Origin of the sequence: Legionella sp. ST3F1, assembly GCF_048553315.1 — a bacterium.
GTDB classification, from domain to species: Bacteria; Pseudomonadota; Gammaproteobacteria; order Legionellales; family Legionellaceae; genus Tatlockia; species Tatlockia donaldsonii.
Window position 1 is genome coordinate 15,832 of record NZ_JBLZIO010000002.1, and the last position, 21,021, is coordinate 36,852.

Consider the following 21,021-nt stretch of genomic DNA (forward strand, 5'->3'; position numbering starts at 1 on the left):
TTAGCTGTTGAATACCCTAAGTACTCCTGATCCTAAAAGATCAGGAGTTATCAATCTTAATACCAAAGGGAACGAATAATTCTTTACCGTTAATTTTTACCTGGGCATAGAGTTTGGTAAAACCGGCTTTTTCAGGAACAAGATGAAATTGTAATTCAGGTCCGCCACGATCGGAGCTTTTCTGTGGTTCGGCACCCATTGGATGGATGTGAACGATTGTTTTAAAGTCGTCATTAAAACCTACAATGTGTGCATAAGCCCCCATGACGGACTCCAGGGAGCGGACAGGATTGCCTTTGGTGTCCGTGATATGAATTGTGCCCAGGGCTGGCTTTCCTGCTTTCAATTGCTTTTGATCAAAGGATAATTTGAACGTGTAACCCTCGAGGGTGTTTTCCTTGGCAAGTTGGTGAGCGCTTCTTGGCGTATTTTGAGGGGCGCCAAGCAGATTGCTAATTACATATTCTTGCCGGTTAGTTTTTGTTGGTACCAGATCCGCCCAAATGCGATAAGTGGCATTTTTTTTTGTGGGCTGCCATGTAAATTGATAAACACCCGCTTTCTTGGTTGCTTGTGGGTGGGTATGGGTATAATCACTTAAATTATCATCGATAATCAATAAATGTATTTTTTTTGTGTGCACCTCATTTAAATCATTCAGATTAATCGGTTGATTCGTTTGAATATCAGTTAATTTAATAGTAACAACCTGTTGTCCTCCCTTCGTCAGGATTTTTTGTACAGTGAGCTTCACAGTAGAGGGACCATTCTGTTTGGCTGCGTGTGAATGTTTTGTATGGTCCATCGTGCTATGTTGATGATTGGCAGCGGCAAATAAGGGGTAAGTAAAACTCATGAGTGCCAGAATCGACATGAAAGACTTATTGAAGATCTTATGAATAAAAATGTTCACTTTTAACGCTCCAAATAGACCGATCGTTATCGTCAAGATAAAGCGGTGTTATTACAATCAATACTATCGAGCGTTCCTTGCAAGACAGCCCTGTTATGCTGTGGTTGTCATCAGTCATAATAGCTGAACAAAATAATACCATTCCGAGTGGTAATACCCAAATAAGTGCGCTAAATTCTTTCTGTTCATTGTCTTGGCGAGCATGGATTATTTTCAAATGTTTCCCATCGCAAACGCAGCGCGTTAATAATGACTGAGACCGAACTAAGCGACATGGCTGCTGCCGCAATCATGGGATTTAAGAGCAGACCCATGACGGGATATAAAATCCCTGCTGCTATTGGAACACCCAGCGCATTGTAAATAAAAGCAAAAAACAGATTTTGGCGTATATTGCGCATCGTTGCTTTGGATAAAAGGCGTGCCTTCACGATGCCCTGTAAATCGCCGTATAGCAAAGTAACGCCGGCACTTTCTATCGCCACATCCGTACCAGTACCCATCGCAATACCAATATCAGCTTTTGCCAGTGCAGGGGCATCATTTACCCCATCACCCGCCATAGCAACGACTCTATTTTGCTGTTGCCATTGGGCTACAATCCGGCCTTTATCTTCAGGCATAATTTCAGCGACAACCTGCGTAATACCCAGTTTGGCAGCGACGGCTTCGGCGGTTTTTTGGCTGTCACCCGTTAGCATGACCACTTCAATGCCTTCTTGCTGAAGAGTACTAATTGCAGCAGGCGTTGTTGATTTAATGGGATCTGTCACTGCCAGAATGGCAGCAATTTGATGCTCCACTGCCATGAACATCACCGAAGCTCCTTCGCTGCGTAGAGCCTCGGCCTGATCAAACAGCGACTGATTGGTACTTTCTGAGGCTGGCATTAATTTCAAATTACCAATTGCAATAGGGCGTCCATTGACTAATCCCCGAACCCCTTTACCAATCACTGCTTCAAAATCAGTGACTGGTGAAAAAGCCAGATTTTTTTCTTTCGCAGCGCTGACAATGGCATATCCAAGAGGGTGTTCACTATTATTTTCAAGGGCTGCTGCCAAAGCTAATAGTTCATCTTTTGACCAGTCAGGGAGGGTAACGATTTGGGTTAATTTTGGACGACCTTCAGTGAGTGTACCGGTTTTATCAACAATTAAAGTGTCTACCTTTTCCATCTGTTCCAATGCTTCGGCATTTTTAATAAGTACGCCCTGACTGGCGCCTTTACCAATGCCAACCATAATTGACATGGGGGTGGCTAGTCCCAAGGCACAAGGGCAGGCAATAATGAGTACGGAAACAGCAGCAATGAGAGCGTAACTGAAAGCAGGTTGAGGCCCCCACATTGCCCAGCAAATTGCAGCAATAATAGCAATGAAAATAACCAGGGGGACAAACCAGCCAGCGACAGCATCAGCAAGGCGTTGGATAGGGGCTCGGCTGCGTTGTGCATCACTAACCATTTGGACGATTCGAGCCAGCATGGTGTCGTGGCCAACATGAGTTGCTTTCATGGTAAAGCTGCCTGTCTGATTCAAGGTAGCACCAATAACCCGGGAACCTTTTGCTTTCGCTACGGGCATTGCCTCACCAGTAATCATCGATTCATCGATATAACTGCTGCCGTTGACGATTTCACCGTCGACCGGTATTTTCTCCCCCGGGCGTACGCGCAATAAATCGCCTGCCTGAATATGGCCAAGATCTATCTCCGTTTCTTGTTCATTTTCGTCAAGGCGATGTGCGGTGGTGGGAGATAATTGTAATAAAGCGCGAATGGCTCCGCCGGTTTGGGCCCGTGCTTTTAATTCCAATACCTGGCCAAGTAAAACCAATGTGGTAATAACGGCAGCTGCTTCAAAATACACGGCAACCAATCCTTCTTCATTGCGGAAAGAAGAGGGAAAAATACCAGGAAATAGGGTGGCTATCACACTATAGCCCCAGGCTACACCAGTACCTATAGCAATCAAGGTAAACATATTCAAATGACCGGTTTGAAGGGACTGCCAGCCCCGTTGAAAGAACGGCCAGCCACACCCTGCGACAACCGGTGTAGCCAGAATCATTTGGATCCAAATTGAGAGATGGGTTGGTAACCATTGATTGAGTACATGCTCACTCATAGCCAGTATGAATACTGGCAGGCTAAGCACTAAAGCTATCCAGAATCGGCGATTCATAGCCTCATATTCCGGGTTATGCTCTTCGTCTGCAGACACGGTTTCAGGCTCTAACGCCATACCACAAATAGGGCAGTTACCTGGATTTTCCTGACGGATTTCTGCATGCATGGGACAGGTATAAATAGTTGGCCCCTTGCTTCGAGTCGGTTGCTGGGGGGCAGGAGTAGGATGCTGGTGATGATGGCAGCAACTCTTTTTTTCTGTTGTGATGTTGTCCTGCTCTTTATGGTGGTGTTTGTGGTTCATAGGTTCACCTATTCATATTTTTGCAACAGATTAATAATCTCACGAATCCGTTCTTCCTTATTGGCGTCATTACCACTACAACAGGCTTCAGTCACACAATGTCCTATATGGGTTTCAAGTACGCCCAACTCAATCGTTTTAATAGCATTACGTGCTGCACGTAACTGGGACATAATGTCTACGCAATAGCGTTTATCTTCAATCATGCGTTTAATGCCTTCCAGTTGACCAACAACGCGATTGATACGTGAAATTTGTTTTTCGTGTGAGGGATAATTTGACATGGTAGCTCTCCATTTTATTAGTTCTTATATACCCTGGTGGGTATATTGTCAAATCGTGTGACTTGATCAAGATAAAAGAAGTCATTGCCGATCTAACTGAATTTATAGATTTTTTTTACTAAAAAAATTATTCTACCCTTGATAGCTTTTTTATATTTAAGGCTGACAGTTGTATTTATTTCTCTTTGAAGTACAAGGAATAGCCATGATTTTAAAAACCTGTGATGTTAGTAAGATTGACCACTTGATCACTCCTGATGAGATTTTTGAAATAACGCTGGATTCTCCTGCATTGGATATCTTTACTGATTTTAAAAAGACAGAGCCCTTAGTCATTGATCAGTCACTTGATGTGGTTACCGCCGAAGATTTAATGAAAAAGACGCATGTTAAATTGAAATTGGTTTTGGAGGATGGAGAATTTATAGGTACGCTTGCCTATAGTGATTTAATTGGCGAAAAAGTCATGTCGCGTGTTCATCACCACACCCCGCGCAGTGATATCTATGTGAATGAAGTGATGACCCCTCGCAGTCAATTGAAGGCGATTGATTTTAATGATGTACAAAGAGCAAAAGTCAAAGATATTGTAGAAACGCTAAAAAACGAAGGAAGCCAACATTTTCTGGTAATCGATAATACACTCCATCATATTCGAGGTATTTTTTCTGCCAGCGATATTGCCCGTCGATTACATATTCCCATCAATATTAGCTCAGTTTCAACATTTATGGATATCTACAAAGCACTCAACCATGACAGATACTGATGATCTGCCTGGGGACTGTTTCCAGCGAAATGTAAACAGTCTCCAGGCATGACATCCCTATCGCGACAGGACAATTTTTTAATAATTCTTTGAAATCAATTTGTTAGAAAAAAAACAAAGTGGTGATTATTTGCCTATAATTTATATAGTGGTTTGCTGTAGAGCTGTGTATGGAACTAAGGGTTTACTTTTTACCAAAAGGATTTGAACCCGTTATTAATAGGACATTAGACTTAAAATCGCAAGCCCTGGCCCTCTTGACTCAAGCGGCAGAGATCATCAAACAGGCTATGGAAGCTGTTCAACCTTCCACCGTATCTGATCATCTCGCACTGGTTATAGGCCCTGGGGATTTCTGGAAAAGTGGGTGTGGGTTGCTAACTCATGGATGCCTGCCTCAATCACTTGCCCTGGATTATTTTGCGCGAGAAATGGTGGCCCTCAGTGCACTATACCCCCAGATTATTTTAATTCCAGGTAGCATTTATCTTTCGGTGGATAAACTGGCTGCTGATGAGAAAAGCTATTTCCGAGCCCATTCAGATCATTTTATCCCGTCAGTGTATATGCAAAACATTGCTCCTGTATTTTATAGTGGCAAATGTTTAAGACTGATAAAAAGGGGAGGGTATCTATTGACTGTCAATAAAAATGAACAACAACACAGTACGGTGAAAGAATTAACGTCGGAGAGTGAATTCCTTAACGCATTATCCTCGGTACATTGTCAGCGTTTGGAGGTGCTCCCTTGTCTTGAGGATGGATCAGGCGCTCTTGCTATTCCTGACGTTGCTTTTTTTGGTAAAACGCCGCTACCTGGTGAAAATCTTTTATTAGAAACCCTGGATTTATGGTCAGATCGCTTGTTTTCTCCTGTGTTTACTATTGAAAATGTTACCTTTGGCTTAGAGATTGGTACGGATCACGATTTTGCTGCCCAGCATCTTGCTGCCCGATTGGAAAATTTGGATCTCCATTTACTCATCTCCTCCGGCCAATCCAGACGATATGACGGGACAAATGGCTGCGGTTTTTTTATTTGCGCCGATAAAGACAAGGCAACGATGTTGAATATGCAGGAAGGAAAACGTATTGGTATCGATACGGTTCTTCAGGTGGATATAAAACATCGTTGCCGGAAAAGCGGTTTTGCCTCTGAAGACGTCTAATGTTTAAAATGCCTGTATCCTGTAAATACCATGATAATTCCAGCCTCATCGGCCGTAGCAATCATTTCTTTATCCCGTATTGATCCACCTGGTTGAATGAGGGCAGCTATTCCTGCCTGGGCAGCTATTTCAATGCTGTCAGCAAAGGGGATAAATGCATCAGATGCCATGACTGAATCCAGAGTAGAAAAACCGGCTTGTTCTGCCTGCCATAAAGCGATACGCGTACTCATTACACGGCTGGTTTGGCCGGCTCCAATTCCAATGGTGGCGTTATTTTTGGCAAATACAATTGCATTTGATTTGACATGTTTTACTGCTAACCAGGCAAAGAGTAAGTCCTGCTTTTGTTGCTCGGAAGGCTTTTTCCGGGTGACGGTTATAAATTCATCGCTGTTTACTGCAAAATCATCGTGTTCCTGGACTAATAAACCACCATCGACTCGACGCATATCTAGCTTAAATTCATGGTTATGTTGCCAGATCCCTGTTATGAGTACGCGGATAGCGGGCTTCGTGGCCAGTATCCGCTTTGCTGCCTCAGTGATTGCTGGAGCGATGAGGACCTCAAGAAACTGTTTTTCAAGAATAGCTTGCACAGTTGCCTCATCTAACAACTGATTGAAAGCCAAAATACCACCATAAGCGGATACCGGATCAGCCTCTTGAGCGCGTAAATAAGCAAGAAGAGGCGTGTTACCTATCGCAATGCCACAAGGATTACCATGTTTGACAATGACACAGGTATTGGTTTCAGGCGGAAATGATTTAACACAATCAAAAGCGGCATCTGCGTCAAGCAAATTATTATAGGATAATTGTTTGCCCTGGATTAACTGTGCGGTGGCTAATGATCCAGCTGGCGGGTTTTTATCCATATAAAAGACTGCTTGTTGGTGGGGATTTTCTCCGTAACGTAATTCATATTGTTTATTAAATTGACAAGTTAAGACAGCGGGAAAACCACTGGGATGTTTTTCATCATTCAGAGTACCAAGATAATTGGCAATTGCTGCGTCATAGGCTGCAGTATGCGCGAAGGCTTTTTTCGCCAGGCTGAATCCCAAATTGGCCGAAACTTTCTTTGCCTGGACGCATTCTGCCAGCAATTCATAGTCGTCCGGTGTTACTACAACAAAAACATGGGCGTGATTTTTGGCTGCCGAGCGAATCATGGCTGGGCCGCCGATATCTATGTTTTCAATCGCTTTTTGAAAATCGCAATCATGATTACTAATGACTTGTTCAAAGGGATATAAATTAACAATCAGCAGATCAAAGCGCTGGATACCATGTTCATTTAGAATGTGATCATCTTGACTATCGCGGGCCAACAATCCTGCATGAATCGCTGGATGCAAGGTTTTAACTCGGCCATCAAGCATTTCTGGAAAGGTTGTGCATGCACTGACTTCCGTAACCGGTAAGTGATGCTCGGTAAGCAGGGCAGCTGTATTTCCGGTAGCAACAAGCTCGACTCCCTGTTCGTGTAAGACTTTGGCAAGCTTAACTAGCCCACGTTTGTCAGAAACACTTAATAAAGCTCGTTTGGGAGTAAAAGAAATCATTTGAGAGTTGGTCATAGTAGGCTCTGCTCTATAAGATAAGAAGGCATTATACGTTAAAATTACAGGCTGGCCTTAGAAGGCAGTGATTTTCGCTAGCTTGAGTAACCAGCATCAAGATAGTAAGAAATAGTAACTGCCTCTATCGACGTGCAAAGGCTAATAAAGACCAGCCATCCAGGTTATGCGTTAATAAATGGGTAAAATCAGCCTGATAAGTTTCGATTAATGAACTGGCTTGCTCCTCTAAAATTCCCGAAACGACCAGGAGGCCATGAGGGCTAAGTAATTCCTTAAAGGTATTTCCCAAACTCATAAGGGGTGCCAGCAGGATATTGGCGATCAACAAATCGGCTGGTGCTTTCAGGCTTTGTGGAAATCCAATCTGCAATTGTTGGGGTTCTATCGTATTGGTAAGCGCATTATTCCGGGTTGCCTGTAACGCTTGCTCATCAATATCAACTGCTTGCACACTTGCTGCACCAAGTTTTAAGGCTGCAAGAGCAAGGATTCCTGAACCACAACCATAATCAATCACTTTTTTATTGCTTAAATCAGCTTGTTCAAGCCAGGTTAGGCACAAAGACGTTGTTGGATGAGTTCCGGTACCGAAGGCCAGGCCAGGATCCAGAATCAAATTAACGGCTTGAGGCTCTGGCGGCTCAAGCCAGGAAGGACAAATCCATAACCTTTCGCCAAAACGCTGGGGTTTAAAATCATCCATCCAGGCACGTTCCCAGTCTTGATCAGCGAGGTGTTGAATGCTGAAATGCAAATGGGTATGTTGAGGTGCGAGTAGCTGTTTTGCTTGTTCAGCGTCTTGTTCATCGCTATAAAGCGCATTAATCACCACATCTGGCCACAGTGGAGTGGTTCCAGGCTCTGGCTCCAGTACAGGGTCGTCATTTTTATCTGTCAAGGTGATAGATAAAGCGCCGGTTTCTTCCAGCGCCTCACTCAGTAATTCCACCTCATTACGATGGCATTGTTCAATCTGTAGTTGATACCACACAAGCTTATTCCTTCAACATTTTTTCCAGATAGTGGATATTGGTACCCCCTTGTATGAAGGCTTTATCGCGCAAAATACGATGGTGTAACTCAATGTTGGTTTTAATACCATCAATGATAATTTCATCCAGTGCATTCCGCATTCTGGCGAAAGCTTCTTCCCGCGTTTTACCGTAGCTAATCAACTTACCTATCATGGAATCATAATTCGGCGGCACAGTATAGCTACTGTAGACGTGAGAATCAAAGCGAATGCCGGGGCCGCCCGGTTGATGTAAAAGTCTTATGGTACCTGGTGAAGGCATGAATGTTTTTGCATCTTCAGCGTTAATACGGCATTCAACGGCATGGCCCTGTAGCTTGATATCTTCTTGTGTGAGGGTAAAAGGGATATCACTGGCAATTTTTATTTGTTCTTTGATCAGATCAATACCCGTAATCATTTCGGTGACTGGATGTTCAACCTGGATACGTGTATTCATTTCAATAAAATAAAAACACCCGTCCTGATACAAGAATTCAAAGGTACCGGCTCCGCGATATTTTAATTCACGGCAAGCATTGACAACGCGTTCGCCAATTTCCTGACGTAAGGCAGGGGTAATTCCAGGTGCTGGCGCTTCTTCAATCACTTTTTGGTGACGGCGTTGCATTGAACAATCACGTTCTCCCAAGTGGATCGCATTACCTTGGCCGTCCCCTAACACCTGGAATTCAACATGGCGAGGATTTTCCAGGAATTTTTCCATGTAAACCGTTGCATTGTTAAATGCAGCTTTTGCTTCACTGCGAGTTAAGGCAATGGCATTGAGAAGATTTGCTTCGGTGTGTACGACGCGCATACCACGACCACCGCCGCCGCCTGCAGCTTTAATGATGACTGGGTAGCCAATATCGCGGCCTAATTGCAAGTTGCGAGCATCATCGTCTAATAAAGGGCCATCAGAGCCGGGTACACAGGGAACCCCAGCCTTTTTCATGGCAGCAATGGCAGATACTTTATCACCCATTAGGCGAATCGTATCACCGCGTGGACCGATAAAACGAAAGCCACTTTGTTCAACGATGTCAGCAAAATCAGCATTTTCTGCCAAAAAACCGTAACCGGGATGAATGGCAACAGCATCAGTAATTTCCGCAGCAGATATAATGCGCGGGATATTCAAGTAACTTTCTTTTGAGGGAGCAGGACCAATACAAACGGTCTCATCAGCAAGTCGCACATGTAATAAATCTTTATCAACGTCTGAATGAACGGCAACCGTTTGAATACCAAGTTCCTTACAAGCACGCAAAATACGAAGAGCAATTTCGCCACGATTGGCGATAACAATTTTACTGAGCATCCGTTTACCCCTTATTCTATAGTAAACAAGGGTTGGTCATATTCGACTGGTTCACCATTTTTTACAAGGATGGCAGTCACTACACCGGTTCGATCAGCTTCAATTTCGTTAAACATTTTCATGGCTTCAACAATACATAAGGTATCGCCTGTTTTCACTGTTTGGCCGACTGTAACGAAGGGTGCAGCCTCAGGGGATGGTGCGGTATATATGGTTCCCACCATCGGCGAACGAACTTTGTGACCTGAAACAGTGGTTTCAACTTTAGGTTCGCTGTTATTCGGTGCGTGGTGCGCAGCAGCAGGGGGCGCCGCTTGTTGTAAAGGCGGTGCGATATAACGTTGCTGTACGGGTGCTTCCATGGCGTAACTATGACGGCTCAGGCGTACTGATTCCTCGCCTTCCTTGATTTCAATTTCTGAAATGCCGGTTTCATCCAGCAATTCGATCAATTTTTTGATTTTACGAATATCCATCGATAATAACTCTCTATTAATTGAATTTTTCTATAATTGCTTGAAGAGCCAGGCAATAACCTCCAACTCCAAGCCCACTGATAACCCCTTGGGCAATATCAGAAAAATAAGAATGATGACGAAATGTTTCGCGCGCATAGATATTACTGATATGGACTTCCACAAATGGAATTGCTGCGCCTATCAATGCATCACGAATTGCGATACTAGTATGTGTGAAGGCTGCTGGATTGATAATAAGGTAATCAACCTTGTTATCGGCGGCCTGATGAATAATGTCAATTAACTCGGCTTCAGAGTTACTTTGTTTGCTGGTTAACTGAATGCCAGCCTCAGCTGCCTGCTTATTGAGCAAAGCATCGAGTTTTGCCAGAGTCGTTGTGCCATAGATAGAAGGCTCGCGTACTCCCAGGCGGTTCAGATTTGGCCCATGCAAAACGAGTATTTTCTTCATTATGAGTTAATTTCACAAAATTGAAGCGATTCTGCCTGAACTTTATGATAATGTCCATATATTCGATGATATCGGCACGATATCGGCATGATGCCTTCCATTTTGCAGTTTCATTTTTGAATGCGTAGTCTAATATCGTTGCGTAGTCAATTATGTTATCTTTCTTAAATTATTCAGTATTAGATCGCTTTCCAAATTTGCTGTAGTGGGAACGTGCGAGGGGACGCCAAGCGCAGAATCGGCGTGTACAGGCCAGTACATGAGGATTCGAACACGGTCGACGCAGCAATTTCCCAGCATGGTAGAATTGGGGAAGAGATCTATCAAGCAAGGGATTGAACACCATGGTTACACATATCACCGATGTTACGCTGCGTGATGCGCATCAATGTTTAATTGCAACACGTATGCGCACCGAAGATATGTTGCCAATCTGCTATAAGATGGATCAGGTTGGTTTTTGGGCTATGGAAATTTGGGGCGGCGCTACATTCGATGCCTGTTTACGCTTTTTAAAAGAAGATCCCTGGCTGCGCCTTAAGTCATTGCGCCAGGCTTTACCCAATACTCAGTTATCCATGCTTTTGCGCGGGCAGAATTTGTTGGGCTACCGGCACTATGCCGATGATGTTGTACAGACGTTTGTACGCTTGGCTGCTAAAAACGGTGTGGATGTTTTCCGTGTTTTCGATGCTTTAAATGACGTACGTAATGTAAGAGTGGCGGTAGAAAGCATTAAGGCTCAAAAAAAGCATGCACAAGGGGCTATCTGTTATACGACTAGCCCGGTACATAATCTGGAAAGTTTCGTAACGATTGGTAAGGCTTTTGCTGATATTGGTTGTGACAGTATTGCTATCAAAGATATGGCGGGTCTGCTTACGCCAACCGCAACAATTACATTATACCAAGCGTTAGCCGACGCTACCCAATTACCTATCCATTTACATACCCATGCTACTTCTGGGTTGGCAGGTATCTGTCATTTCCAGGCAGTATTAGCGGGTTGTCAGCATATTGATACCGCCATTTCATCTTTCTCCGGAGGCGCTTCGCATCCCGCAACGGAGCCTTTGGTTGCTGCATTGGCTGGCAGCGAATTCGATACAGGGCTCGATTTGAATTTATTGCTTGAAATTGCTGATTATTTTCAAGATATACGCAAAAAATACCAGCAATTTGAAAGTGAGGCCCGTGATATTGATCCACGCGTACAACTTTATCAAGTGCCAGGGGGAATGATTTCAAATCTCTATAGTCAGCTGAAAGAGCAACACGCCTTGGACAAGATCAATGCAGTGCATGAAGAAATTCCGCGAGTACGTAAAGATCTCGGGTACCCCCCGTTAGTGACACCTACTTCGCAGATAGTGGGCACGCAGGCTGTTTTGAATGTGTTGACTGGTATTCGTTACAAAACGATAACCAATGAAGTGAAATTGTATTGTCAAGGGAAATACGGTGCTGCACCCGGTAAAATCAACGCCAGTTTGCGTAAGAAAGCCATCGGGCATACAGAGGTAATTGAAGTCAGGCCTGCCGATTTGTTACCGAAAGAATTGAAGCGTCTACGGGAAGAAAGTGGTGAGTTCGCCAAAAATGATGAAGATGTTCTTTCGTATGCAATGTTTCCTGAAATTGGGAAGCAATTTTTAGAGCAACGAAAAGCCAATACTCTGCAACCCGAACCTTTAATAATCAGCAGATCTCCAGCACCAAGCGATCGATTATCGGAGTTTGATATTGCCTTGCACGGTGAAAACTACCATATAAAGATTGCGGGCTACGGAACTCGCGAGCAAGGCCAGCAAGCTTGTTTTTTATGGGTTGATGGTGTGCCAGAAGAAGTCCTCATTAGCCTTGAAGAGACAGAAGAAACGAGTTTAGCGCCCGCTGCTAAACGTCCTTCCGGGCCAGGTGATATTACTGTTGCCATGCCAGGTAACATTGTCAGCGTCAATGTTACAGTGGGAGACAAAGTGACTAAAGGACAGACTTTATTAGTACTTGAAGCCATGAAAATGGAAACTGAAATTCAGGCTCCTTTTAATGGTACGGTAGCGGATGTTTTTTGTCAGAAAGGGGACAAGGTAATGCCTACTCAGGTTTTGATCTATTTATTACCCAACAATAATTAAACAGCGAATAGCAGCGAGCACGTTCTGTGTGTTACCAGCGCGTAGACTAGGACGGTTTCTGTCCAGCTTTTAAAATGCGTTCTTTAATACCTTGCCAGCGTTCTTGTTCGGGGGGGAGTTCAATAGCAATACAAGAGGCTGGTGATTGATCCGCATAACGGAGTTGGTAATAAAGCTCAAAGGCAGTCTCTTCGGGTGAGGTTGGAAACTGGTAAAACAGCTCACGGGGCTGCTGCGGGAGGTTGGCAAAGGCAAGCACATAAACAGGCAGGGTGCTCTGCTGGCAGAAAGCAAGCAGGCTCGCAGAGTCTGGAAAGCAATAGAGCGGTTTTTCAGGTTGGTAGTGGCTATCCAATTTCCCTGGCACTCGAATCGTGTCGCTGCTTTTTAATAGCTTGTTTGGCAAAATGGCGTTGAGTTCCAGTTCATCAATCAGTCCAGGACGCAGGATTTGATAACCGTGGGGATCAATTGCTGCCACAATAGTCGATTCAATTCCAATTTGACAACGTCCTCCATCCAAAATAAGTAAATCTTGTTGGTGAAAACTATGCTGAACATGCTCGGCTGTTGTGGGACTAATTTTACCGAAAGGGTTTGCGGAGGGCGCTACGAGCGGGGCACCAAGCTGTTTTAAAAGCGCTTGTGCAATCGGATGTTTAGGACAACGTAAGGCCACCGTATCTTGTCCCCCCGTTATTAAAGGACTGACTTGCCCTGGTTTGCTTTTCATGACCAGGGTTAAAGGGCCTGGCCAGAACTGTTCAATTAAGATCTGGGCGTAATCAGGGATATACTGGACCCACTTGGATAAATCCCAATTTTCTGCAACATGCATAATAAGCGGGTGATTAAGAGGTCTATTTTTAATCGCATAGATTTTCCTAATCGCCTCTTCATTCTCAGCGTTTCCTGCAAGCCCGTAAACTGTTTCAGTCGGTATAGCAACGATCTCGCCCTGTTTCAGATAGGAGACGGCAAGTTGGAGATCAGTAGTAATAGTGCTCATAGTAAATTAATACATCCTTTGGCCATATGGCAAGTGTGGAATTATTACCCAAAATTGCTGGAAGGCAAACCATTATTTAACGTGAGTTCGATAGAAAAAACAGGATTTTGTTTTTTCTATCGGCTAATAAACGTTAATAATTTATGTAACAAAGATAATTTTACCAGAGGCCATGGTATTTATTTTGTTGGGGCAAAAAACGTTAATAATTTAAAAATAAAAAAACTATATTAGTTTGGCATGAATCCCTGTAAGATATTGCCAACGGATTTTAGCTAAGGCCAACCTCAGGAAAATATGCTTAATCTGAAATCCGAAATTCAACTTGACGGGGATATTCCAACAATCCTTGTTAGAGCATTTAAATTGCTTAATTTCTAAAAATTGGCAGGGAAAATGCTAGCAAAGATGAGTACTCCCGGACGAGTCCTCATGCATACTTTAAGGAGAAAGATTAATGCGTATAAATTCCCATTTATCCCCTGTAGCTGCTTGCTTGGCTTTAACCCTGGTCTCTTCTGCTAACGCAGCTGAGCCACTTCCATTAGATCAGGTTTCATTACAGCATTTACAACAGCAGTTTTATCTGTCATTACCGAATAGAAAGACTGTCAATTCCAACCCTGCTGATGTTTTACAATTTGTAAAGCAACATAAAGACAAAAATCAGATAAGCCATGTTCGTATGCAACAGTACTATGCTGGTTTCATGGTCTTTGGTGGTTATGCCATTATGCATAGTGATGGTTCAATAAATAACTTATTAAATACACAAAAAGATGTGCAAATGAATGGCACAGTCTATCGTGGCTTGCAGGGTGAATTAGGGGATCCTCCAGAGGATTTGGTAAAAAATTCCAGCAAAATATTACAACAGTTTAAAGCCAAATTTCAAAACAAAGATGTGAGTGAAGAGCAGATAACTCCTATCATTTATATTGATGATAAACATCAAGCGCATTGGGCATATAAAGTGAGTGTTTTTGTGCGCTATGATCATCAAATTCCAGAAAGACCAACAGCTATCCTTGATGCGAAATCATCTAAACCTTTTGTGGAATGGAATGATATTAAAACAGTGGTTCGTACACCAGTGAAAGGAATTGGATTTGGTGGTAATACTAAAGTTGGTGAGTATGTTTTTGGTAAAAATTATCCTTTTCTTGAAATGACTCGAGATAACAAAAAAGAACGCTGTTATATGGAAAATGAAAATGTAAAAGTAGTGGATATGGAGCATGATTATTTTTCTACGAATGATCCAATGAAATTTAATTGCAAAACGACTGGCAATACGGCAGCCAATACATTCTGGACTGGTTATAAAGCGGACGGATATGATAGAGAAAATGGTGCCTTTTCACCGACTAATGATGCCCTCTATGCAGGCTATGTTATTAAGCATATGTATCATGATTGGTATGGTGTTGAGGTTTTAGTTAAACGGAATGGCGCCCCTATGCAAATAGTGATGCGTGTTCACTATGGTGAAGGCTATGAAAATGCCTATTGGGATGGCAGACAAATGACCTTTGGTGATGGCGATTCTACTATGTACCCTTTAGTCTCATTAGGTATTGGTGGTCATGAAATCAGTCATGGCTTCACTGAGCAACATTCAGCATTAGAGTATTTTGGTCAGTCAGGGGGAATGAATGAAGCATTTTCTGATATGGCCGCACAAGCTGCTGAATATTATTCAAGTGGAAAAAATAATTGGTTAATTGGCGCAGAAATTGTGAAAGAAAGCAGTGGCCGTGATGTTTTACGATATATGGATAAGCCGAGTCGTGATGGCCATTCCATTGATTCCGCTGACGAGTATTATGGGGGCCTGGATGTCCATCATTCAAGTGGCGTATTTAACCGTTTATTCTATTTGATGGCTAATCAAGCCGGTTGGAATACACGCAAAGCGTTTGATGTCATGATCAAAGCCAATATGGATTATTGGACTCCTTATTCTACTTTTGATGAAGGAGGCTGTGGTGTTTTGCGAGCGGCGAAGGATTTAGGTTATTCTCTAAGCGAGTTAAAGAAAGTGCTGGACGAAGTTGCTGTTAATTATCAACTCTGCGAGAACCCCAAACCAACGCCAATCCCTTCTACCTAATGTTATAGAACTCAACCAGACGCTGTGCTATCGCGTCTGGTTGCTCCATATGAATATGGTGGCCACCTTGCATTTGATTTATCTGTAGGTTTTTAACTGCTTTGATACGTTCTTGCATGTCAAAATCTTTAAAGACAAAGCCATTATCAGCCAAAATCAAAAGACTTCTGGCAGTAATACCCTGTAAACAGGATAATATTTGTCCTTCGGTCATGTATAAAGGCGTTGGATTTAATAAGCGTCGGTCATGTCGCCAATAAAATGACTCTTTTCTTTTAACAACACCGCGTTGACAAATAATTTTCGCATAGTCCAGTGATAAGTATCCTCGTTTGGCGCGTGCCTGGGCAGCTAAATCAAGCGATTGATAAGGTTTTGCCTCTTTATTTTCTCCTTTAAGATGATGGATATATTGTGCCAATTGTTTGCGACAAGTTTGTTCTGGTTGGGAAAAAGGCCCCAGGCCTTCTATCAAAATTAACGAAAGGACTTGTTCTGCTGCAACACCGGCAATCAGGCTGGCCAGGCAGGCTCCCATGGAATGCCCTAACAAATGAATGTGCTTGAATCCTAACGCATGAATAATTTGCAGACAGGTAAAAATACCATCGCTGAAGTGATAATAACAGCCTGCGGGCAGATGAGAGGAGTGGCCGTGGCCAGGTAAATCAACAGCGATCAAATAAAATTGTTTTTCCAGATAAGGTGCTACAAGATCAAAGGAATTGGCATTATCAAGCCAACCATGTAGAGCCAGCATAGGGGGTAGTTCTGGATTTCCCCAGGCTTTCCCTGCAATGGTAAACCCAGGTATGGTCACAGTGAAGGTTTTCATAGACGGCTAATGAATCAATTTTTAATAATTCATGTTACCTAAACCAGCATGATAAAAGTAGGTCTTAGCTACCGCTTATTACTATAGTTAGTGTTATGCTTAGTTATGGGTTTTGAATTTCTAATGTTGCTATGCAAAAACAACAGCGAAGCCTGTCTCTAATAACCTACAACATCCATAAGGGTTTTAGTTTCAGTAAACGGTTTCTATTACCTCAAATGCGAGAGGCGCTATTAACATTAAATCCTGACTTTGTTTTTCTGCAAGAGGTGCAGGGTGAGCATAGGCTACGGGAAAAACGCATTGTTGCTTGGCCCGATGCTCCTCAATTTGAATACATTGCAGAAAAAATATGGCCTCACTACCTTTATGCAAAAAATGCAATTTACCACTCAGGTCATCATGGGAATGCCATTTTAAGTAAATATCCTTTTGAACGATTTGAGAATATTAACTTATCTTCAATGAATCGTGCTTCACGCAGTATCTTGCACAGTCAGATAAAAATAGGAGAGGGGCTAAACCAAATCAATGTCCATCTACTTTGCGTTCATCTCGGTTTATTTAAGGCTGAGCGTTCTTCACAGTGTAGCGCATTGATGCAGCGAATCAGTGAAGCGGTACCAGAACATGAGCCTTTGCTTATGGCGGGTGACTTCAATGATTGGCGCCGTCATTTATCAAAACCATTGGCAGAAGAGTTAGGTATTAATGAGGCTTTCTACAGCATGAAAGGCCATCATGCTCGTTCATTTCCGGCAATAAAACCGGCCTTTTGCGTGGATCGGATTTATTTTCGTGGGATGCGGGTTTCAGAAGCCTATTGTTTGAAAGGCAAACCTTGGCGGATGTTGTCGGATCATTTGCCTTTACTGGCTCGTTTTGAATTCATTTAACACAGGACTTACGCAACACGTCGATCTCTTCGTTAAAATTTGTTTTTAATTCGGTCATTTAGTTAGGCTAAACTCCCTCATTAAAAGCAAATTTTGCCTCGACCTCGACGTGTTGCGTAAGTCCTATTGGCAAAACGCGGTTCTCTTCGTTTAAAACTTGCAAATAAAAATAAGGAAGCGGCAGGTGCCGCTTCCTCTCGTCTTTATTCCATATTTTCCAGGTATTCACCAAAACAGGCTGCACTATTTAAGCGTGCGCGCTTAAGCAACGCTTCCTGGGCAGCTTTAATGTTATCCGATTTACCTCCCCAGGCTTGCAGGCAATCTTCTTGTAACGCTCTTCCATAAGAGAAACTCAGATTCCAAGGTTGATAACCCGCACTATTGATTGCATTCAGATTGGCAGTAGCTTGCTGTGGTGATTGGCCGCCAGATAAGAAATTAATTGTTGGTACTGCAGCCGGTACGTTATTACGGAATACACTAATCGTGTAATCAGCAACTTCTTCTGCTGAACTAAAAGGAACCGTATCTTTACCAGAAGTGACCATACTTGGTTTAAGAACGATGTGTTCTAAATCAACCTGATGAATGAATAAAGCATGAAAGAGCTCATGCAATACCATTTCGCAGGCTTCAGCACAATGTTCAATGGAATGATTACCATCCATCAATACTTCCGGTTCAACAATCGGAACAATACCAATTGATTGGCAGGTTGCTGCATAACGAGCAAGCATCTCAGCACCAGCCTTGATAGCCGTCAAGCTAGGCGTGTACTCACCAATGGTGTAAACATTGCGCCATTTTGCAAATTTTGCACCTAATTTTTTAAAATGCTCCAGGCGCTCCGCCAAGCCATCCAAACCTTGGGTCACTTTTTCATTATCAGTATTGGCTAAAGTAACCAGCCCTTTGTCTACTTTAATGCCTGGAATAATGCCTTTTTGGGCAAACAAGTCAGGGAGAGCTGTTCCCTGATCATCTTTATGCTGAAACGTTTCTTCAAACAAGATGACCCCGTTAATGTATTGCTCCAAATCAGGCGTAGTGGCAAGCAAGTGGCGATACGCACGGCGATTTTCTTCTGTGTTTTCAAGACCAATTGTCTCAAATCGCTTACCTATAGTACCGCTGCTCTCATCAGCGGCTAAAATGCCTTTACCGTCTTGCAGCAGATGTTCCATCGTTGCTGATAATTCATCGTAATACATAATAGTTTATTCTCCTCTCGTTAAAACCGTTATTTACTGGGGCTTGAAATGTATTTTTCTCGAATGATTTGTTGTAAAGCAAACCCTTTTTCTTTCAGATAATTGAAAGCATCGTCGATCATACCGGGATTTCCACACAAATAAATCATATCTTCTGTGGGATTTAGGTTTAGATCGGGAAAGGCATGTTGCACATAGCCTTTGTATTCATGAGGACCTAAGGCACTTTCTTGTTCCCGACTTAAATGAGCACGAAAACTGACTTGCGGATGCTGGGCCGCAAACGCAATAAATTCATCAGGATAAAGGAGGTCTTCATGCTTTTGCACGCCCTGCAGAATCACAATTTGAAGTTCCGGATTAACTTTTAAACGCGCTTTCAGCTCATTAATCATCGCCCGATAAGGAGTGACGCCGGTACTGGTTGCTACAAAAATGTAGCGTTTAGGCATCTCTTCTTTGAGGATTAGGCGCCCAAAGGGCCCATTAATGTTAATTTTATCGCCTGGTTTTAAGTTAAACAATAAATCAGTACCTGGTCCTTCAGCAACATAGCCAGCTGCAAATTCAATATAATTGTTTTGTGTAGGAACATTCGCAATACTATAGCTACGCTTGAGCATTTTACCATTCCGTTCAAAATGAATGGTGATAAATTGCCCCGGAAGGTAGCTAAATGGGGGGGATTGTTCTGTTTTGAAAATAAAATGCTTTACTTTAGGAGAGAGCATAAACGCGTCCTCCAGGGTAATGGGAAAGGTATTGACTTGCATAATAATTACAACTTGGTTAGGAAACCCACTAATATAGGGGAAAAATTATGCATTGCAAGAGTTGATAGAAGAATTAAGTATATAATTAGAGTATGAATAGCACTGACCTAATCACTATGATTGGCAATTTGAGCCGATCTCTTTTCCCTGTGCAACATCTTCTTTCAGGAGGTGCTTATTTGCTCGGTATCGTATTTTTTATGACTGCCATATCAAAACTCAGGAAAATAGGTGATCATCGAGCTAACTCGTCTTCTCAAGAAAAGATGTTTGTACCCCTCGCTTACATTATCGGTGGCTCTGCTTTGTTATTTTTACCTAGCACAGTACAAAATTTATCCAATACTACGTTTGGAACAGGCAATGTTTTGCAATATGCCAATTATAATCCCTATGATATTTATAGCTCCATGGGTTTAATCATTCAGACAGCCGGTTTGATTTGGTTTATTCGGGGTTGTGTACTATTGGTAACAGCGAGTGAGCCAGGAGTGCAACAGGGGGGGAAAGGCCTGGCTTTTCTTTTTGCGGGAGTTTTAGCGATGAATTTTGAAAATACCACGGCCTTTTTAGCTACGGTAATGGGGAAAATAGAAGCGTTTAGCATGCAATTTGTCAGTTAAAGAAAGCTATTTATGGGTATCTAACGTATATTTAATAAGAAGATTGCTCTTATGGGAGCCTTAAGGAGTAGCGATGAAAAGGAATTATCAATCTATCTTAGCCTGTTTAATTCTATTTCCTGTGTTGCTTTTTGCTGCTAATAAAGGCACTGAGCTGAAACCCAGTTTGATTTTAAAGCACATTAAAATCATTAAAACGGGTGAACCTGCCGGCGATGAACTTTATTTTGATATCAGTACCTATCGCGCTGGGAAACCTACACACTATGCGCGTATTCCAGAGTTACCTGGTCATTGGATTTCACAAATTATGGATAAAGTCCGGGGGATTACTTTGTGGTCTGAGCCATTGGCACCAGGAGAAGCTGTTACAGTGATTTTGTCTTTGAATGAAGCAGACGCGGCTCCCTGGAATAATGATGATATGATTGGTTCAATAAAAATACAGTTAAAAAACGAAAAGGGAACTTTACAGACACGTTGGAGTCTTCCTAACCGCAGCGATAGTCTAATAACAACCTCTGGCCCTGCTGGTGATATTCATAGTTTTGAATTGATGAGTGGGAATGGTAATTATGAAATCTCTATTCGTTTGCAATCTCAAACGCAGTGAGTGCATTGAGGTTGGTCAGGGTTCGCGGGGCATCCATTGCTGCAGGGTAATTTACTCATTCTCACCGCAAATCTTGAGGTTGTTGGCTTTAGCAAAATCCAAAATGGCTTGATAGACTTGTGGACTGGATTCTTTGAGTTTGGGATCAAGTAGAACGCATTTATAGCCTTCTGTATTCACGCTTGGTTGCAGCAGAGGGGAATAATGAATACGTCTGTTTTTGAAGCTGGCCATTGTCCCACTCATTCGCTCTGCCCAATCACTGGGACGAAAAGGCTTACCTTGAGGAGTAACACCTTCGATAACAATTTTTTTGTTCTCGGAGTCTTCGGCCATATTTGATACATATTAAAAACAGTATGCCTAGTATAGCATCATCTTGGCA

Annotated in this window: 20 protein-coding genes; 7 read left to right on the top strand and 13 right to left on the bottom strand. The window is 42.7% G+C overall.

Annotated features, from left to right (window positions below; all coding sequences use genetic code 11):
* Positions 1–40: 40 nt before the first annotated feature.
* The 3 genes from ACN4Z1_RS02260 to ACN4Z1_RS02270 all read right to left on the bottom strand — a co-directional run bounded on the left by ACN4Z1_RS02260 (position 41) and on the right by ACN4Z1_RS02270 (position 3,632).
* The gene (locus ACN4Z1_RS02260; RefSeq protein WP_228363022.1) at positions 41–913 is read right to left on the bottom strand and encodes a hypothetical protein; all 873 of its coding nucleotides are present in this window, start codon (positions 911–913) and stop codon (positions 41–43) included.
* A 185-nt stretch (positions 914–1,098) separates the two neighbouring features.
* A complete protein-coding gene (locus tag ACN4Z1_RS02265; RefSeq protein WP_419388133.1) occupies positions 1,099–3,348 on the bottom strand; it encodes a copper-transporting P-type ATPase in 2,250 nt (749 codons plus the stop codon).
* Between the two features lie 8 nt (positions 3,349–3,356).
* The gene (locus ACN4Z1_RS02270; protein ID WP_228363019.1) at positions 3,357–3,632 is read right to left on the bottom strand and encodes a metal-sensitive transcriptional regulator; all 276 of its coding nucleotides are present in this window, start codon (positions 3,630–3,632) and stop codon (positions 3,357–3,359) included.
* A gap of 205 nt (positions 3,633–3,837) precedes the next feature.
* Here ACN4Z1_RS02270 and ACN4Z1_RS02275 point away from each other — a divergent pair, with 205 nt between their 5' ends.
* On the top strand, positions 3,838–4,401 hold the full coding sequence (locus tag ACN4Z1_RS02275) for a CBS domain-containing protein (RefSeq protein ID WP_228363018.1): 564 nt from the start codon (positions 3,838–3,840) through the stop codon (positions 4,399–4,401).
* Positions 4,402–4,571: 170 nt separating this feature from the next.
* On the top strand, positions 4,572–5,570 hold the full coding sequence (locus tag ACN4Z1_RS02280) for a hypothetical protein (RefSeq protein WP_228363017.1): 999 nt from the start codon (positions 4,572–4,574) through the stop codon (positions 5,568–5,570).
* Here ACN4Z1_RS02280 and purH read toward each other — a convergent pair.
* The 5 genes from purH to aroQ all read right to left on the bottom strand — a co-directional run bounded on the left by purH (position 5,567) and on the right by aroQ (position 10,422).
* Entirely contained in the window at positions 5,567–7,153 is a 1,587-nt protein-coding gene (gene purH, locus ACN4Z1_RS02285; RefSeq protein ID WP_228363016.1) for a bifunctional phosphoribosylaminoimidazolecarboxamide formyltransferase/IMP cyclohydrolase, read from the bottom strand. The genes ACN4Z1_RS02280 and purH overlap by 4 nt on opposite strands.
* Positions 7,154–7,277: 124 nt before the next feature.
* Entirely contained in the window at positions 7,278–8,147 is an 870-nt protein-coding gene (gene prmA, locus ACN4Z1_RS02290) for a 50S ribosomal protein L11 methyltransferase (protein WP_228363015.1), read from the bottom strand.
* Between the two features lie 4 nt (positions 8,148–8,151).
* Entirely contained in the window at positions 8,152–9,492 is a 1,341-nt protein-coding gene (accC, locus tag ACN4Z1_RS02295) for an acetyl-CoA carboxylase biotin carboxylase subunit (protein ID WP_228363014.1), read from the bottom strand.
* A gap of 11 nt (positions 9,493–9,503) precedes the next feature.
* Positions 9,504–9,968, bottom strand: a complete 465-nt coding sequence (gene accB, locus ACN4Z1_RS02300; protein WP_058444849.1) for an acetyl-CoA carboxylase biotin carboxyl carrier protein — start codon at positions 9,966–9,968, stop codon at positions 9,504–9,506.
* A gap of 16 nt (positions 9,969–9,984) precedes the next feature.
* Positions 9,985–10,422 (bottom strand): type II 3-dehydroquinate dehydratase, encoded by a 438-nt coding sequence (gene aroQ, locus ACN4Z1_RS02305; protein WP_228363013.1) that lies wholly within the window; start codon positions 10,420–10,422, stop codon positions 9,985–9,987.
* Between the two features lie 344 nt (positions 10,423–10,766).
* Here aroQ and oadA point away from each other — a divergent pair, with 344 nt between their 5' ends.
* Complete coding sequence (gene oadA / locus ACN4Z1_RS02310) at positions 10,767–12,560, top strand: sodium-extruding oxaloacetate decarboxylase subunit alpha (RefSeq protein WP_228363012.1); 1,794 nt, start codon at positions 10,767–10,769, stop codon at positions 12,558–12,560.
* A 46-nt stretch (positions 12,561–12,606) separates the two neighbouring features.
* Here the strand turns inward: oadA and ACN4Z1_RS02315 are convergent, their stop codons facing one another.
* The gene (locus ACN4Z1_RS02315; RefSeq protein ID WP_228363011.1) at positions 12,607–13,569 is read right to left on the bottom strand and encodes an L-threonylcarbamoyladenylate synthase; all 963 of its coding nucleotides are present in this window, start codon (positions 13,567–13,569) and stop codon (positions 12,607–12,609) included.
* 457 nt (positions 13,570–14,026) lie between these two features.
* Between ACN4Z1_RS02315 and proA the strand changes: the two genes are divergently transcribed.
* Positions 14,027–15,682, top strand: a complete 1,656-nt coding sequence (proA, locus tag ACN4Z1_RS02320) for a zinc metalloprotease ProA (RefSeq protein WP_228363010.1) — start codon at positions 14,027–14,029, stop codon at positions 15,680–15,682.
* Here proA and ACN4Z1_RS02325 read toward each other — a convergent pair.
* Complete coding sequence (locus ACN4Z1_RS02325) at positions 15,675–16,517, bottom strand: alpha/beta fold hydrolase (RefSeq protein WP_228363009.1); 843 nt, start codon at positions 16,515–16,517, stop codon at positions 15,675–15,677. The two genes, proA and ACN4Z1_RS02325, sit on opposite strands and share 8 nt — an antisense overlap.
* 131 nt (positions 16,518–16,648) lie before the next feature.
* On the opposite strand from ACN4Z1_RS02325, the gene ACN4Z1_RS02330 reads away from it, so the two are divergent.
* Complete coding sequence (locus tag ACN4Z1_RS02330) at positions 16,649–17,413, top strand: endonuclease/exonuclease/phosphatase family protein (RefSeq protein ID WP_228363008.1); 765 nt, start codon at positions 16,649–16,651, stop codon at positions 17,411–17,413.
* 203 nt (positions 17,414–17,616) lie between these two features.
* On the opposite strand, the gene ACN4Z1_RS02335 is transcribed toward ACN4Z1_RS02330, so the two are convergent.
* Together ACN4Z1_RS02335 and ACN4Z1_RS02340 are read right to left on the bottom strand one after the other, a co-directional pair.
* Complete coding sequence (locus tag ACN4Z1_RS02335) at positions 17,617–18,627, bottom strand: class I fructose-bisphosphate aldolase (RefSeq protein WP_115222020.1); 1,011 nt, start codon at positions 18,625–18,627, stop codon at positions 17,617–17,619.
* Positions 18,628–18,656: 29 nt separating this feature from the next.
* Positions 18,657–19,400 (bottom strand): ferredoxin--NADP reductase, encoded by a 744-nt coding sequence (locus tag ACN4Z1_RS02340; RefSeq protein ID WP_228363007.1) that lies wholly within the window; start codon positions 19,398–19,400, stop codon positions 18,657–18,659.
* Between the two features lie 92 nt (positions 19,401–19,492).
* Between ACN4Z1_RS02340 and ACN4Z1_RS02345 the strand changes: the two genes are divergently transcribed.
* The gene (locus ACN4Z1_RS02345; protein ID WP_115222018.1) at positions 19,493–20,023 is read left to right on the top strand and encodes a type IV secretion protein IcmC; all 531 of its coding nucleotides are present in this window, start codon (positions 19,493–19,495) and stop codon (positions 20,021–20,023) included.
* Positions 20,024–20,096: 73 nt separating this feature from the next.
* Entirely contained in the window at positions 20,097–20,636 is a 540-nt protein-coding gene (locus tag ACN4Z1_RS02350; RefSeq protein WP_228363006.1) for a hypothetical protein, read from the top strand.
* Between the two features lie 51 nt (positions 20,637–20,687).
* On the opposite strand, the gene ACN4Z1_RS02355 is transcribed toward ACN4Z1_RS02350, so the two are convergent.
* The gene (locus tag ACN4Z1_RS02355; protein ID WP_115222016.1) at positions 20,688–20,972 is read right to left on the bottom strand and encodes a DUF3579 domain-containing protein; all 285 of its coding nucleotides are present in this window, start codon (positions 20,970–20,972) and stop codon (positions 20,688–20,690) included.
* Positions 20,973–21,021 lie beyond the last annotated feature (49 nt).

Excerpts from the sequence above, each read along its gene's own strand:
- oadA (WP_228363012.1), top strand. The coding sequence starts at position 10,767 with ATGGTTACACATATCACCGATGTTACGCTGCGTGATGCGCATCAATGT.
- ACN4Z1_RS02350 (WP_228363006.1), top strand. The coding sequence starts at position 20,097 with ATGAAAAGGAATTATCAATCTATCTTAGCCTGTTTAATTCTATTTCCT.
- ACN4Z1_RS02315 (WP_228363011.1), bottom strand. The coding sequence starts at position 13,569 with ATGAGCACTATTACTACTGATCTCCAACTTGCCGTCTCCTATCTGAAA.
- ACN4Z1_RS02355 (WP_115222016.1), bottom strand. The coding sequence starts at position 20,972 with ATGGCCGAAGACTCCGAGAACAAAAAAATTGTTATCGAAGGTGTTACT.
- ACN4Z1_RS02330 (WP_228363008.1), top strand. The coding sequence starts at position 16,649 with ATGCAAAAACAACAGCGAAGCCTGTCTCTAATAACCTACAACATCCAT.
- accB (WP_058444849.1), bottom strand. The coding sequence starts at position 9,968 with ATGGATATTCGTAAAATCAAAAAATTGATCGAATTGCTGGATGAAACC.
- ACN4Z1_RS02275 (WP_228363018.1), top strand. The coding sequence starts at position 3,838 with ATGATTTTAAAAACCTGTGATGTTAGTAAGATTGACCACTTGATCACT.
- ACN4Z1_RS02280 (WP_228363017.1), top strand. The coding sequence starts at position 4,572 with ATGGAACTAAGGGTTTACTTTTTACCAAAAGGATTTGAACCCGTTATT.
- ACN4Z1_RS02345 (WP_115222018.1), top strand. The coding sequence starts at position 19,493 with ATGAATAGCACTGACCTAATCACTATGATTGGCAATTTGAGCCGATCT.
- aroQ (WP_228363013.1), bottom strand. The coding sequence starts at position 10,422 with ATGAAGAAAATACTCGTTTTGCATGGGCCAAATCTGAACCGCCTGGGA.
- accC (WP_228363014.1), bottom strand. The coding sequence starts at position 9,492 with ATGCTCAGTAAAATTGTTATCGCCAATCGTGGCGAAATTGCTCTTCGT.
- ACN4Z1_RS02270 (WP_228363019.1), bottom strand. The coding sequence starts at position 3,632 with ATGTCAAATTATCCCTCACACGAAAAACAAATTTCACGTATCAATCGC.
- ACN4Z1_RS02335 (WP_115222020.1), bottom strand. The coding sequence starts at position 18,627 with ATGTATTACGATGAATTATCAGCAACGATGGAACATCTGCTGCAAGAC.
- ACN4Z1_RS02340 (WP_228363007.1), bottom strand. The coding sequence starts at position 19,400 with ATGCAAGTCAATACCTTTCCCATTACCCTGGAGGACGCGTTTATGCTC.
- purH (WP_228363016.1), bottom strand. The coding sequence starts at position 7,153 with ATGACCAACTCTCAAATGATTTCTTTTACTCCCAAACGAGCTTTATTA.
- ACN4Z1_RS02265 (WP_419388133.1), bottom strand. The coding sequence starts at position 3,348 with ATGAACCACAAACACCACCATAAAGAGCAGGACAACATCACAACAGAA.
- ACN4Z1_RS02325 (WP_228363009.1), bottom strand. The coding sequence starts at position 16,517 with ATGAAAACCTTCACTGTGACCATACCTGGGTTTACCATTGCAGGGAAA.
- proA (WP_228363010.1), top strand. The coding sequence starts at position 14,027 with ATGCGTATAAATTCCCATTTATCCCCTGTAGCTGCTTGCTTGGCTTTA.